The following is a 14,325-nucleotide window of genomic DNA, read 5'->3' as shown; positions in this document are numbered from 1 at the left end:
CCTGGGCGCGCACTATAGTTGCGCACCATCCGTTTTCACACAGCCCAGGAAGTAATTTCCTACAGCCGGATACAGCCACAGGGGAACCCTATTTCCACCTGACGGTCGGCTGAAATGGCAAGACCCGCCAAGCAGAGCTAGGGTTTTAGCTTCCGTACGAGCAGCCGGCCCATGCCGTGTGGGCCTCAAGGAGTAATCCCGATGCCTTCCCTGGATAGCCTGAACTGCCGCCGCAGCCTGGAAATCGCCGGCAAGACCTACCACTACTTCAGCCTGCCCGAGGCAGCCAAGCGCCTAGGCGCGATCGACAGACTGCCCATGTCGATGAAGGTGCTGCTGGAAAACCTTTTGCGCTGGGAGGACGACGAAACGGTCAGTGCCGCCGATCTCAAGGCAATGGCGGACTGGCTGGGTCCGCGCAGCTCGGATCGCGAAATCCAGTACCGCCCCGCGCGCGTGCTGATGCAGGACTTCACCGGGGTTCCCGCAGTTGTCGACCTCGCCGCCATGCGCGCCGCCGTGGCCGCAGCAGGTGGCGACCCACAGCGGATCAACCCGCTTTCGCCGGTGGATCTGGTGATCGACCACTCGGTGATGGTGGACCGCTTCGCCTCCCAGATGGCCTTCGAGCAGAACGTCGAGATCGAGATGCAGCGCAACGGCGAACGCTATGCCTTCCTCCGCTGGGGTCAGCGAGCCTTCGACAACTTCAGCGTGGTGCCTCCGGGCACTGGCATCTGCCATCAGGTCAACCTCGAATACCTTGCCCGCACGGTCTGGACCCGTGAAGAAGACGGGCTCACCTATGCCTTCCCGGACACTCTGGTCGGCACCGACTCCCACACCACCATGATCAACGGCCTGGGCGTGCTCGGCTGGGGGGTTGGTGGCATCGAAGCGGAGGCAGCCATGCTCGGCCAGCCGGTGTCGATGCTGATTCCCGAGGTGATCGGATTCAAACTCACCGGCAAGCTGCGTGAAGGCATTACCGCAACCGACCTGGTGCTCACCGTCACGCAGATGCTCCGCAAGAAAGGCGTCGTGGGAAAATTCGTCGAATTCCATGGTGACGGCCTGGCCGACCTCCCCCTGGCCGATCGCGCCACCATCGCCAACATGGCCCCGGAGTACGGCGCCACCTGCGGCTTCTTCCCGGTGGACGACATCACCCTGGGTTACCTCCGCCTGTCCGGCCGGCCGGAGGAAACCGTGCAATTGGTGGAGGCCTACAGCAAGGTCCAGGGTCTGTGGCGGGAACCGGGCCATCAACCGGTATTCACCGATTCGCTGTCGCTGGATCTCGGCAGCGTCGAGGCCAGCCTGGCCGGTCCCCGACGCCCGCAGGACCGCGTGCCTCTACCCAATGTGCCCGCGGCGTTCAGCGAATTGCTGGACCTACAGCTCAAGCCGGCCGGCACCACAGTCGCTGGAAGCGTCAGCGTGACGCTGGATGACGGCGAGCGATTCGACCTGGAAGACGGCGCCGTGGTCATCGCCGCCATCACCTCCTGCACCAACACCTCCAACCCCAGCGTGATGATGGCCGCCGGTCTGGTCGCGAAAAAGGCGGTGGAAAAGGGCCTGAGCCGAAAGCCCTGGGTCAAATCCTCACTTGCACCCGGCTCCAAGGTGGTGACCGAGTATTTTCGTGCTGCCGGCCTCACGCCCTACCTGGACCAGCTCGGCTTCAACCTGGTGGGTTACGGCTGCACCACCTGCATCGGCAACTCCGGCCCCCTGCTGGAGCCCATCGAGCAAGCCATCCAGCAAGCGGACCTCACCGTCGCCTCGGTGCTGTCCGGCAACCGCAACTTCGAGGGCCGGGTGCACCCCTTGGTAAAAGCCAACTGGCTCGCCTCTCCGCCCCTCGTGGTTGCCTACGCTCTGGCCGGCAGCGTGCGCCTGGACCTCGCCAGCCAGCCCCTTGGCGTGGGCGGGGATGGTCAACCGGTCTACCTCAAGGACATCTGGCCGAGCCAGCAGGAAATCGCCGCAGCTATCCAGAAGGTGGATACCGCGATGTTCCGCAAGGAGTACGCCGCAGTCTTCACCGGCGACGAGAAGTGGCAATCGATAGCGGTACCGGAGTCCGACACCTATGCCTGGCAGGCCGACTCAACCTACATACAGCACCCACCCTTCTTCGCTGATATTACCGGCGCACCGCCGAAGGTGGAGGACGTTCGCCAGGCACGCATCCTCGCCCTGCTGGGCGACTCGGTGACCACCGACCACATCTCGCCCGCCGGCAATATCAAGGCCGACAGTCCGGCCGGGCGTTACCTGCGCGAGCATGGTGTGGCTCCGGCGGACTTCAACTCCTACGGTTCACGGCGCGGAAATCATGAAGTGATGATGCGCGGGACCTTCGCCAATATCCGCATCCGCAACGAGATGCTCGGCGGCGAGGAAGGCGGCAACACCCTGCACGTGCCCAGTGGCGAGAAGTTGGCCATCTACGACGCCGCCATGCGCTACCAGTCCGAAGGCACGCCGCTGGTGATAGTCGCCGGCAAGGAATACGGCACCGGCTCCTCCCGCGACTGGGCCGCCAAGGGCACCAACCTACTGGGGATCAAGGCAGTCATCGCCGAGAGTTTCGAGCGCATCCACCGCTCCAACCTCGTGGGCATGGGCGTGCTGCCGCTGCAATTCAAGAACGGCCAGGATCGCAAGACGCTCAACCTTACCGGCAAGGAAACCCTGGCCATCAGTGGCCTGGATAGCGCCAGCCTGCGCCCGCACATGGACCTCATCCTGGAAGTCACCCGCGAGGACGGTTCGAAGGACCGAACCGAACTGCTCTGCCGCATCGATACCCTGAATGAAGTGGAGTACTTCAAGGCCGGCGGCATCCTTCACTACGTGCTGCGACAGATGCTCGCCGGCTGACACGCCCAACGCGTCTGCACAAAGCCCCGGAAGCTGAGCACCTTGCTCTCCGGGGCCTTGGCCCCTGCCCCAGTGCCTGGGCGAGCGGGGTAATCGAACCGCTCCCGCAAGGCAATCGGGCAGTCGGATCCGCAATCCGGGTAGACTGGCGCCCAAAATAAAAGGCTCAACCTTAGGGCGCAGATGCCGATAGAAGCTGTAAGCCTTGCGGAAGGAAACCATGAGAAACAATCAGCCCATCACCCAGCGGGAACGCAGTTTCCCAGTCGAACAGCGCCTGATTTCCACTACGGACAGCAAGGGCGTCATCACCTATGTCAACGAGGCGTTCGTCGAGATCAGCGGATACAGCCGCGACGAACTGCTTCGCTCCCCACACAACCTGGTGCGTCACCCTGACGTACCGCCCGCCGTGTTCGCCCATATGTGGACCACCCTGAAGAAGGGTCGCCCATGGATGGGAGTCGTGAAGAATCGCTGCAAGAATGGCGACCACTACTGGGTGAATGCTTACGTCACACCCATATTCGAAGGCAACCAAGTCACTGGCTACGAGTCCGTACGGATCAGACCCACAGCTGAACAAGTGCGTCGCGCCGAAGCCCTCTACCAGCGCCTGAACACCGGCAAGGCGGCCATCCCCAGCCGTGACAAGTGGTTGCCAGTACTCCAGGACTGGCTGCCCTTCATCCTCATCAGCCAGGTCGGTTTCCTGATCGGCGCCTGGCTGAACTCCCACTGGGGCTTCCTCCTCGCCGCACTGCTTTCTGTACCGCTGGGCCTGACTGGACTCGCCTGGCAGAACCGCGGAATCAAGCGCCTGTTGCACCTGGCCGAGCAAACCACCTCGGACCCGCTGATCGCTCAGATGTATACCGACAGCCGAGGCGTCCAGGCGCGCCTGGAAATGGCCATGCTCAGCCAGGAAGCACGCCTTAAGACCTGCCTGACGCGTCTACAGGACACCGCGGAACACCTGACCCAGCAGGCTCGAGAGGCCGACACCCTGGCCCACAACAGCTCCGAAGGGCTGGAGCGCCAACGCGTGGAAACCGAACAGGTGGCCACCGCGGTGAACCAGATGGCCGCCACCACCCAGGAAGTGGCCAACAATGTGCAGCGCACCGCCGATGCCACCCAGGAGGCCAACCGCCTGACCAGCCAGGGCCGCAACATCGCCGCTGAAACCCGCGAGGCCATCCAGCGCCTCTCACAATCTGTGGGCGAGACCGGCGAAACCGTCACGCGCCTGGCCCAGGACAGCAACGAGATCGGTGGTGTCGTGGATGTGATCAAAGGCATCGCCGACCAAACCAACCTGCTGGCACTGAACGCCGCAATCGAGGCCGCGCGGGCAGGTGAAATGGGCCGCGGCTTTGCAGTCGTCGCCGACGAGGTACGCCAACTGGCCCAGCGCACTGCGGAATCCACGGGGCAGATCCATCAATTGATCGCCCAACTGCAGAAGACCGCCGAGGAGGCCGTGCATACCATGGAAAACGGTCGTCGCCAGGCAGACGAAGGCGTTGAGCGCGTGCTCCAGGCCGACCAGGCGCTGGTGGGCATCAGCGAGGCGGTGGCAAACATCGCGGACATGGCTGACCAGATCGCTGCAGCAACGGAAGAACAGAGCGCAGTGGCCGAGCAGATCAACCAGAGCATCAGCAGCATCGCCCAACTGGCCGACCAAACCTCTGGAGAGGCTCAACGCACGGCGTTGCTCAGCGAGGAACTCACCCACACGGCACAGGGTCAGTACTCCCTGGTGGACAGGTTCAATCGTTGAAGCAACCAGGAAGGGCGCCAGATGGCGCCCCTCTTCATTTCAGGGCTTGCACACCCCGGACAGGAAGGCCGCGACCGCATCTGCAGCCGTGTCCAGGTGCTGCTCATGGGTCAGGCCCGACGCCTTGAGGGGCTTCAAGTCGTGGTCCGCTGCTGCCAGCCAGTGCATGCCAATGGCATCCGACAGGCCGTACCCCGCCACTGTCAGACGATCGCCCATGGGGTCACGCTCACCCTGGAGGATCAGCGTCGAAGTTTTCAGGTCAGCCAGATGGGCCACACGGGGTTTGTCCGCCTTGCCTACGGCATGGAATGGATATCCCAGGCAGACCAGCGCGGGAGCGCCCAGCTCATCGGCCAGCAGGCTGGCCATCCGCCCTCCCATGGACTTGCCGCCTATGGCCAGGGGCCCTGTGACTTGCTGTCGCACGAGGGCGTGAACCTCCCGCCAGCAGTTCAGTAGCTGGGGCTGGGGATTCGGTGGTCGGCGACGGCCATCTTCGCGTCGTGCGGCCATGTAGGGAAACTCGAAGCGGGCCACTGCAACACCGCGCGCGGCAAGCCTTTGCGCCATGTCATCCATGAACGGGCTATCCATGGGGGCCCCGGCGCCATGGGCCAGGATCAAGGTGTGCGAAGCCGGGCCTTCAGGCCTGTTCCACAAAAGCATTCAGACTTCTCCGTCGAATATGGGCGATTGATCCAGATCAATAGCCTCCAAATGGGCTTTCACCATGCTTGCCGCGCAATCCAAAAACCGTGGACGGAAGCCCATAAAATGAGCACAGCAAGCAGTACCGCCTATAACTACAAGGTGGTCCGCCAATTCGCCATCATGACGGTGGTTTGGGGAATAGTCGGGATGGGGCTCGGCGTTCTCATTGCCGCACAATTGGCCTGGCCGGAACTAAACTTCAACCTTCCCTGGACGAGCTTCGGCCGATTGCGCCCACTGCACACCAACGCAGTGATCTTCGCATTTGGCGGATGCGCTCTATTCGCCACCAGCTACTACGCCGTTCAGCGTACCAGCCAGACCCGCCTGATTTCCGACAAGCTTGCCGCTTTCACCTTCTGGGGCTGGCAACTGGTGATCGTGCTGGCCGCGATCAGCCTGCCGATGGGCTGGACCAGCTCGAAAGAATACGCCGAGCTGGAATGGCCGATCGACATTCTGATCACCATTGTCTGGGTCAGCTACGCCATCGTCTTCTTCGGGACCGTGGTGAAGCGCAAGACCAAACACATCTACGTGGGCAACTGGTTCTTCGGTGGCTTCATCCTCACCGTCGCCATCCTCCACCTGGTGAACAACCTCGAAATCCCGGTCACCCTGACCAAGTCCTACTCGCTTTACTCGGGAGCCACCGACGCCATGATCCAGTGGTGGTACGGCCACAACGCCGTGGGCTTCTTCCTCACCGCTGGCTTCCTGGGGATGATGTATTACTTCGTGCCCAAGCAAGCCGAGCGCCCGGTGTACTCCTACCGCCTGTCCATCGTGCACTTCTGGGCACTGATCGCGGTTTACATCTGGGCTGGTCCGCACCACCTGCACTACACCGCCCTGCCGGACTGGGCCCAGTCCCTTGGCATGGTGATGTCCCTGGTGCTGCTGGCCCCGAGCTGGGGCGGCATGATCAACGGCATGATGACCCTCTCCGGGGCCTGGCATAAGCTGCGTTCCGACCCCATCCTGCGCTTCCTGGTGGTATCCCTGGCCTTCTACGGCATGTCCACCTTCGAAGGCCCGATGATGGCCATCAAGACCGTCAACGCGCTGTCCCACTACACCGACTGGACCATCGGCCACGTACACGCCGGCGCCCTCGGCTGGGTCGCAATGGTGTCCATCGGCTCGCTGTACCACCTGATTCCGAAGGTGTTCGGTCGCGAGCAGATGTACAGCACCGGCCTGATCAACGCCCATTTCTGGTTGGCCACCATCGGTACCGTTCTGTACATCGCCTCCATGTGGGTGAACGGCATCACCCAGGGCTTGATGTGGCGCGCGGTCAACGAAGACGGCACCCTCACCTACTCCTTCGTCGAAGCGCTGGAAGCCAGCCACCCCGGCTTCGTGGTACGAGTGATCGGCGGCGCCATCTTCTTTAGCGGCATGTTCCTCATGGCCTGGAACACCTGGCGCACCGTGAAGGCCTCCGAGCCCGCCGAATACGACGCTGCTGCGCAGATCCCGCAAGGAGCCCATTGATGAAACAGCACGAGAAACTCGAAAAGAACGTCGGTCTCCTGGCGCTGTTCATGATCCTGGCGGTCAGCATCGGCGGCCTGGTGCAGATCGTGCCGCTGTTCTTCCAGGACGTGACCAACACACCAGTGGAAGGCATGAAGCCCTACACCGCCCTGCAACTGGAAGGCCGTGACATCTACATCCGCGAAGGCTGCGTTGGCTGCCACTCGCAGATGATCCGTCCGTTCCGTGCCGAAACCGAGCGGTACGGCCACTACTCCGTTGCAGGCGAAAGTGTCTGGGATCACCCCTTCCTGTGGGGCTCCAAGCGTACCGGCCCGGACCTGGCCCGTGTTGGTGCCCGCTACTCGGACGACTGGCACCGTGCCCACCTGTACAACCCGCGCAACGTAGTGCCGGAATCGAAGATGCCCGCCTACCCTTGGCTCGTGGAGAACACCCTGGACGGCAAAGACACGGCCGCCAAGGTCCGCGCCATGCAGACCCTCGGCGTGCCCTACAGCGACGAAGACGTCGCGGGCGCCCAGGCTGCGGTCAAGGGCAAGACCGAAATGGACGCCCTGGTCGCCTACCTGCAGGTACTGGGGACCAGCCTGAAAAGCAAGAGGTAAGTCCATGGACATCGGAACCCTGCGTGGCCTTGGCACCCTGCTGGTGCTGATCGCCACCCTCGGAGTGATCTGCTGGGCCTACAGCGGGAAACGCAAGGCCAGCTTCGACGAGGCTGCCAATCTGCCCTTCGCCGACGATGACCGGAACGATTCTAGGAGCAATCGCGCATGACCACTTTCTGGAGCTGGTACATCTCCCTGCTCACCATATTCACCTTGCTGGCACTGCTCTGGCTGATCTTCGCCACCCGCAGGGGCGAGTCCAAGGGCACCACCGATAAGACCATGGGACACGCCTTCGACGGCATCGAGGAATATGACAACCCTCTACCCAAGTGGTGGTTCCTGCTGTTCGTCGGCACCCTGATCTTCGCCGTCGGCTACCTGGTCATGTACCCGGGCCTGGGGAACTGGAAAGGCCTGTTCCCCGGTTACGCCGAAGGCTGGACCCAGGAGGGCCAATGGCAGCGCGAAGTGAACAAGGCCGAACAACAGTACGGACCGATCTTCGCCCGCTACTCGGCCATGTCCATCGAAGAAGTAGCCCAGGACCCGCAGGCGATGAAGATGGGCGGACGCCTGTTCGCCACCTATTGCTCGATCTGCCATGGCTCGGATGCCAAAGGCGCCATGGGTTTCCCGAACCTCGCCGACAACAACTGGCGCTGGGGAGGCGAAGCGGAAACCATCAAAACGACCATTCTCCATGGTCGCATCGCTGCCATGCCGGCCTGGGGCGAAGTGCTGGGTGACGAAGGCGTGAAGAACGTCGCTGCCTATGTGCGACAGGACTTGGCAGGCTTGAATCTGCCGGAAGGCACCAAGGCTGACCCGGAAGCCGGCAAGGCACTCTTCGCGAGTACCTGCGTTGCCTGTCATGGCGCCGAAGGCAAGGGCACTGAAGCCATGGGGGCGCCTGACCTGACTCACCCGGCCGGCTGGATCTACGGCTCGAGCCTCGCCCAACTGCAACAGACCATTCGCCACGGCCGCAATGGCCAGATGCCCGCACAGCAAGAGTACCTGGGCCAGGACAAGGTCCATGTACTCGCTGCTTACATCTACAGCCTGTCCCGAAAGGACCAAGAGTTAGCGATCAAGTAATAGGAAAGCTGGGGTGGTGCAAGGAAGCGCCGCTCCAACCTGGCAGCCAGGCCGCAAGGCCGAACTGCATGCCGCGCAAAAAGGCACCCTGAGCCGGGTACCTGGGACACAGGGAAGTGTCCACCCCTTCCTTTATATAGTGCGACCCAGTGTCGCACCTCTCCGACCAGTAGCACCCTCGCCCATTTGACATCGACTAAGCTGCTTTTCAGTCGCTACTTGTCACAACTCCAAGGCGATCCCTCCAGCCACGCAACACCCCTGGCGTCGACGGCAAGTCGAAAAGAGTCGCCAGCACAGCCGCAAATCCTTGTCCAGTGGGCCTCTCAGCCCGGATTGTGTCGGCTTGTGTCGTTGCAATGGCTACCCTCTTTCTCCATACTTGCCGCCGATTTTTTGTCCCCAAAAAACTCCATTAACCGTGGAACCCCTAGCATGAGCACAGCAATCAGTCAGACTGCTTATAACTATAAGGTGGTCCGCCAGTTCGCCATTATGACGGTGATCTGGGGGGTCATAGGGATGGGTCTAGGCGTGTTCATCGCCGCACAACTCGTGTGGCCGGAACTCAACCTGAACCTTCCCTGGACTTCGTTCGGCCGCCTGCGTCCCCTGCATACCAACGCGGTGATCTTCGCCTTCGGCGGATGCGCACTCTTCGCCACTTCCTACTATGTGGTGCAGCGCACCTGCCAGACCCGTCTGGTATCCGATAGTCTGGCCGCCTTCACCTTCTGGGGCTGGCAAGCCGTGATTGTGCTGGCAGTCATCACCCTGCCGCTGGGTTACACCTCCTCCAAGGAATACGCTGAACTGGAGTGGCCGATCGACATCCTCCTGGGTATCGTCTGGATCACCTACTGCGTCGTCTTCTTCGGAACCATCATCAAGCGCAAGACCAAGCACATCTACGTGGGCAACTGGTTCTTCGGCGCTTTCATCCTGGTTACCGCCATGCTGCACATCGTCAACAGCATGGAAATGCCGGTCTACGCCTTCAAGTCGTACTCCATGTACGCCGGCGCGACCGACGCCATGATCCAGTGGTGGTACGGCCATAACGCCGTGGGCTTCTTCCTCACCACCGGCTTCCTGGGGATGATGTATTACTTCGTACCGAAGCAGGCGGAGCGTCCGATCTACTCCTACCGCCTGTCCATCGTGCACTTCTGGGCGCTGATCACCCTGTACATCTGGGCTGGTCCGCACCACCTGCACTACACCGCCCTGCCGGACTGGGCCCAGTCCCTGGGCATGGCCATGTCCCTGATCCTGCTGGCCCCGAGCTGGGGTGGCATGATCAACGGCATGATGAGCCTGTCCGGCGCCTGGCATAAGCTGCGTTCCGACCCCATCCTGCGCTTCCTGGTGGTATCCCTGGCCTTCTACGGCATGTCCACCTTCGAAGGCCCGATGATGGCCATCAAGACCGTCAACGCCCTTTCCCACTACACCGACTGGACCATCGGCCACGTACACGCCGGCGCCCTCGGCTGGGTAGCGATGATCTCCATCGGTTCGCTGTACCACCTGATTCCGAAGGTGTTCGCCCGCGAGCAGATGCACAGTGTTGGCCTGATCAACGCCCACTTCTGGCTGGCTACCATCGGTACCGTTCTGTACATCGCCTCCATGTGGGTCAACGGCATCACCCAGGGTCTGATGTGGCGTGCGGTCAACGAAGACGGCACCCTCACCTACTCCTTCGTCGAAGCGCTGGAAGCCAGCCACCCGGGTTACCTGGTGCGCATGATCGGCGGCGCCTTCTTCGTAGCCGGCATGCTGCTGATGGCCTACAACACCTATCGCACCGTACGTGCTGCGAAGCCGGCTGAATACGACGCCGCTGCGCAGATCCCGCAAGGAGCTCACTAATGAAGCAACACGAATTAGTTGAGAAGAACATCGGCCTGCTGGCCCTGTTCATGGTCATTGCCGTGAGCATTGGCGGCCTCGTGCAGATCGTGCCGCTGTTCTTCCAGGACGTCACCAACACTCCTGTGGAAGGCATGAAGCCGCGCACAGCGCTGGAACTTGAAGGCCGTGACATCTACATCCGCGAAGGTTGCGTTGGCTGCCACTCGCAGATGGTCCGTCCGTTCCGTGCCGAAACCGAGCGGTACGGCCACTACTCCGTCGCTGGCGAAAGCGTCTGGGATCACCCCTTCCTGTGGGGCTCCAAGCGTACCGGCCCGGACCTGGCACGCGTTGGCGGCCGCTACTCCGATGACTGGCAACGTGCGCACCTGTACAACCCGCGCAACGTAGTGCCGGAATCGAAGATGCCCGCCTACCCCTGGCTGGTTGAGAACAAGCTCGACGGCAAGCACACCGCTGACAAGATGGAAGCTCTGCGCAAGCTGGGCGTGCCCTACACCGACGAAGACATCGCCGGCGCCAAGGCGGCAGTCAAAGGCAAGACCGAGATGGACGCGCTGGTCGCGTTCCTGCAAGGCCTGGGCACCTCTATCAAGAACAAACGGTAACGCAAGATGGATATCGGGACTCTCCGCGGCATAGGTACCTTCGTTGTCTTCGTCGCCTTCATCGGCGTCGTGCTCTGGGCCTACAGCAGCAAGCGCAAAAGCAGCTTCGACGAAGCTGCCAACCTGCCCTTCGCGGATGAGCCGCCCAAATCCTCCGAGCGCGACGAGCAAGATTCTAGGAGTAACAAAGAATGACTTCGTTCTGGAGTTGGTATGTAACCCTGCTCACCAGCGCCACGCTGGTAGCGCTGACCTGGCTGATCTTCGCCACCCGTCGTGGCCAGCGCCAGGAAAGCACCGAAGAAACCGTCGGCCATGCTTTCGACGGCATCGAGGAATATGACAACCCGCTGCCCAAGTGGTGGTTCATGCTGTTCGTCGGCACCCTGATCTTCGCCGTCGGCTACCTGATCATGTACCCGGGCATGGGCAACTGGAAAGGCATCTTCCCCGGTTACAACGAAGTAACCGACGGCAAGCCTTTCGCCAACGGCCAGACCGGCTGGACTGGCGTTCACCAGTGGGAAAAGGAGATGGACAAGGCCGATAAGGAATACGGTCCGATCTTCGCCAAGTACGCTGCCATGCCGATCGAGGAAGTGGCCCAGGACCCGAAAGCCCTGAAAATGGGCGGCCGCATGTTCGCGTCCTACTGCTCCGTGTGCCATGGCTCCGACGCCAAGGGCGCCTACGGTTTCCCGAACCTCACCGACCAAGACTGGCGCTGGGGTGGCGAAGCCGCCACCATCAAGACCACCATCATGGGTGGCCGCCACGGCGTGATGCCAGCCTGGGGTGAAGTCGTCGGCGACCAGGGCGTACGCGACGTTGCTGCCTTCCTGCGCGTGACCCTGCACGGTCGCGATCTGCCGAAGGACGTGAAGGCTGATCCGGAAGCCGGTAAAGCCATCTACGCTGCCAACTGTGTGGCCTGCCACGGTCCGGAAGGCAAAGGCACCCCGGCGATGGGCGCTCCGAACCTGACCCACCCGAGCGCCTTCATCTACGGCAGCAGCTACGCCCAGCTGCAACAGACCATCCGCTATGGTCGCCAAGGCACCATGCCGGCCCAGGAGCAAATCCTCGGTAACGACAAGGTGCACCTGCTGGCTGCCTACGTGTACAGCCTGTCGCAGAAACCTGCTGCAGAAGCTGAAACCAAGTAATACCCTCGCCTGCCATGCGCGACGCACTGTCGCACATGGCAGGCCGCTATCAGGCGTACCATATATAGCGGGCAGAAAGACTCCGACCGGCCATGTACTGGTCAGGGCGCCGACAACCGCCGTGGTATGAGAACGATGAGCGAACAGATTCCCGTCAAGAACGTCACCCCTCCCCCGGCCAAGGGCGGTGAAACCACCGACCTGTACGCCAGCCGCGAAAAGATCTACACCCGAGCCTTCACTGGCCTGTTCCGCAACCTTCGGATGACCGGCGGAGCCTTCCTCTTCCTGCTCTACTTCGGTACCGTCTGGCTCAGCTGGAACGACCGCCAGGCTGTCTGGTGGAACCTGCCAGAGCGCAAGTTCTACATCTTCGGCGCCACTTTCTGGCCACAGGACTTCGTCCTTCTCTCCTGGCTGTTGATCATCTGTGCCTTCGGCCTGTTCTTCATTACCGTCTTCGCTGGACGCGTCTGGTGCGGCTACACCTGCCCCCAGAGTGTCTGGACGTGGATCTTCATGTGGTGCGAGAAAGTCACCGAGGGTGACCGTAACCAGCGCATGAGGCTCGACAAGGCCTCCATGAGCGGCCAGAAGCTTCTGCGCAAGTCAGCCAAGCACGGCCTCTGGTTGCTGATCGGCTTCGCCACCGGCTTGACCTTCGTCGGCTACTTCACCCCCATCCGCGACCTGGTTATCGACTTCTTCACCGGCTCTGCCAGCGGCTGGGCCTACTTCTGGATCGCGTTCTTCACCTTCGCCACCTACGGCAACGCTGGCTGGCTGCGCGAACAGGTGTGCATCTACATGTGCCCCTACGCACGCTTCCAGAGCGTGATGTTCGACAAGGACACCCTGATCGTTTCCTACGATCCGCGCCGTGGCGAGTCTCGTGGCCCACGCAAGAAGGGCCTCGACTACAAGGCCCAGGGCCTGGGTGACTGCATCGACTGCACCATGTGCGTTCAGGTCTGCCCCACTGGTATCGACATCCGTGATGGACTGCAGATCGAGTGCATCGGCTGTGCCGCCTGCATCGACGCCTGTGACAGCATCATGGAAAAGATGAACTACCCGAAAGGGCTGATCAGCTACACGACTGAGCACAACCTGAATGGCCAGAAAACCCATCTGATGCGCCCACGTCTGATCGGTTACGCTATCGCCCTCGTTGCCATGATCGGCCTTTTTGCCTACGCCGTAGCCATCCGCTCCCTGGTTGAACTGGACGTAATCAAGGACCGCGTGTTGTTCCGCGAGAACGAGCAGGGGCGCATCGAGAACGTCTACACCCTGAAGATCATGAACAAGGCACAGGTCGATCAGACCTTCGTCATTGATGCCGAAGGCCTCGATGGACTGGTTTACGAAGGCAAGCGCGAAGTCCGCGCCGACGCCGGCGAAGTGCTCTCGGTACCGGTGGAACTGTCCATCGAGCCCGACCAGCTGCCGTCCAGCACCAACAAGATCCTCTTCCGCGTCCACAGCGCGGATGACCCCAGTATCAAGACCGACGCAGACAGCCGCTTCATCGGCCCAAGCGTCCGCTAGCAAACGGAAGACCCATGCAGTCCGACACTCCCAGCCCCTGGTACAAACAGCCTTGGCCGTGGTTCATCCTCGCCATCCTCGGCACATCGGTGGTCCTAGGCACCACCATGCTGGTGATTGCCACACGTAACCCGCCGAGCCTGGTCGCTGACAACTATTACGAAGTCGGCAAGGGTATCAACACCTCGCTGGAGCGTGAGAACCTGGCCACGCAGCTTGGCATGCAAGCCAGCCTGAAAATCGACGAAGGCAGCGGCGAAGTCGCGCTGCAACTCGTGGGCGAAAGCCGTCCGCAACAACTGGTACTGAGCCTGCTCTCCCCTACCCAGCCGGAGAAAGATCGCCGCGTCGTGCTACAGCCCCAGGCCGACGGCCAATACCGCGGCCATCTTCAGGATCCGGTCAACGGCCGTCGCTTCGTCGAACTGATCGGCCAGGAGCAGGGCCAGGACTGGCGTCTGTTCGAGGAAGAAACCCTCGACAAGGGCAGCGTTATCCGCCTCGGCGAATAAGCG

The 14,325-nt window shown here is 61.8% G+C and carries 13 protein-coding genes; 12 read left to right on the top strand and 1 reads right to left on the bottom strand.

The window, feature by feature from the left end; all coding sequences use genetic code 11:
• The first annotated feature begins 201 nt into the window (after positions 1 to 201).
• Together acnA and D6Z43_RS02205 are read left to right on the top strand one after the other, a co-directional pair.
• A complete protein-coding gene (gene acnA / locus D6Z43_RS02210; RefSeq protein WP_120650088.1) occupies positions 202 to 2,892 on the top strand; it encodes an aconitate hydratase AcnA in 2,691 nt (896 codons plus the stop codon).
• Between the two features lie 220 nt (positions 2,893 to 3,112).
• Complete coding sequence (locus D6Z43_RS02205) at positions 3,113 to 4,678, top strand: PAS domain-containing methyl-accepting chemotaxis protein (protein ID WP_120650087.1); 1,566 nt, start codon at positions 3,113 to 3,115, stop codon at positions 4,676 to 4,678.
• 39 nt (positions 4,679 to 4,717) lie between these two features.
• Here the strand turns inward: D6Z43_RS02205 and D6Z43_RS02200 are convergent, their stop codons facing one another.
• Positions 4,718 to 5,347, bottom strand: coding sequence for an alpha/beta family hydrolase (locus D6Z43_RS02200; protein ID WP_120650086.1), 630 nt, complete (start codon positions 5,345 to 5,347; stop codon positions 4,718 to 4,720).
• A gap of 108 nt (positions 5,348 to 5,455) precedes the next feature.
• On the opposite strand from D6Z43_RS02200, the gene ccoN (D6Z43_RS02195) reads away from it, so the two are divergent.
• The 10 genes from ccoN (D6Z43_RS02195) (at position 5,456) to D6Z43_RS02150 (ending at position 14,322) form a co-directional block, all read left to right on the top strand.
• Complete coding sequence (gene ccoN / locus D6Z43_RS02195; protein WP_120650085.1) at positions 5,456 to 6,892, top strand: cytochrome-c oxidase, cbb3-type subunit I; 1,437 nt, start codon at positions 5,456 to 5,458, stop codon at positions 6,890 to 6,892.
• On the top strand, positions 6,892 to 7,503 hold the full coding sequence (gene ccoO, locus D6Z43_RS02190; protein WP_120650084.1) for a cytochrome-c oxidase, cbb3-type subunit II: 612 nt from the start codon (positions 6,892 to 6,894) through the stop codon (positions 7,501 to 7,503). Before ccoN (D6Z43_RS02195) ends, ccoO (D6Z43_RS02190) begins: the two co-directional genes overlap by 1 nt.
• A 4-nt stretch (positions 7,504 to 7,507) precedes the next feature.
• Complete coding sequence (locus tag D6Z43_RS02185; RefSeq protein ID WP_120650083.1) at positions 7,508 to 7,675, top strand: cbb3-type cytochrome c oxidase subunit 3; 168 nt, start codon at positions 7,508 to 7,510, stop codon at positions 7,673 to 7,675.
• Positions 7,672 to 8,607 carry a cytochrome-c oxidase, cbb3-type subunit III gene (gene ccoP, locus D6Z43_RS02180; RefSeq protein WP_120650082.1) on the top strand — a complete coding sequence of 312 codons (936 nt, stop codon included), beginning with the start codon at positions 7,672 to 7,674 and terminating at the stop codon, positions 8,605 to 8,607. The genes D6Z43_RS02185 and ccoP (D6Z43_RS02180) overlap by 4 nt, the downstream gene beginning before the upstream one ends.
• Before the next feature lie 435 nt (positions 8,608 to 9,042).
• Positions 9,043 to 10,482, top strand: coding sequence for a cytochrome-c oxidase, cbb3-type subunit I (gene ccoN, locus D6Z43_RS02175; RefSeq protein ID WP_120650081.1), 1,440 nt, complete (start codon positions 9,043 to 9,045; stop codon positions 10,480 to 10,482).
• The gene (gene ccoO / locus D6Z43_RS02170; RefSeq protein WP_120650080.1) at positions 10,482 to 11,093 is read left to right on the top strand and encodes a cytochrome-c oxidase, cbb3-type subunit II; all 612 of its coding nucleotides are present in this window, start codon (positions 10,482 to 10,484) and stop codon (positions 11,091 to 11,093) included. Before ccoN (D6Z43_RS02175) ends, ccoO (D6Z43_RS02170) begins: the two co-directional genes overlap by 1 nt.
• Before the next feature lie 6 nt (positions 11,094 to 11,099).
• Positions 11,100 to 11,288 carry a cbb3-type cytochrome c oxidase subunit 3 gene (locus tag D6Z43_RS02165; protein WP_120650079.1) on the top strand — a complete coding sequence of 63 codons (189 nt, stop codon included), beginning with the start codon at positions 11,100 to 11,102 and terminating at the stop codon, positions 11,286 to 11,288.
• Positions 11,285 to 12,259 (top strand): cytochrome-c oxidase, cbb3-type subunit III, encoded by a 975-nt coding sequence (gene ccoP / locus D6Z43_RS02160; RefSeq protein WP_120650078.1) that lies wholly within the window; start codon positions 11,285 to 11,287, stop codon positions 12,257 to 12,259. The genes D6Z43_RS02165 and ccoP (D6Z43_RS02160) overlap by 4 nt, the downstream gene beginning before the upstream one ends.
• 135 nt (positions 12,260 to 12,394) lie before the next feature.
• Positions 12,395 to 13,810 (top strand): cytochrome c oxidase accessory protein CcoG, encoded by a 1,416-nt coding sequence (gene ccoG, locus D6Z43_RS02155; RefSeq protein WP_120650077.1) that lies wholly within the window; start codon positions 12,395 to 12,397, stop codon positions 13,808 to 13,810.
• A 14-nt stretch (positions 13,811 to 13,824) separates the two neighbouring features.
• Positions 13,825 to 14,322: a FixH family protein gene (locus D6Z43_RS02150; protein ID WP_120650076.1), complete on the top strand. Its 498-nt coding sequence runs from the start codon at positions 13,825 to 13,827 to the stop codon at positions 14,320 to 14,322.
• Positions 14,323 to 14,325 lie beyond the last annotated feature (3 nt).

The sequence above is a fragment of the Pseudomonas sp. DY-1 genome (assembly GCF_003626975.1).
Taxonomy (GTDB): domain Bacteria; phylum Pseudomonadota; class Gammaproteobacteria; order Pseudomonadales; family Pseudomonadaceae; genus Metapseudomonas.
This window is presented reverse-complemented; position numbering and strand designations above follow the sequence as displayed.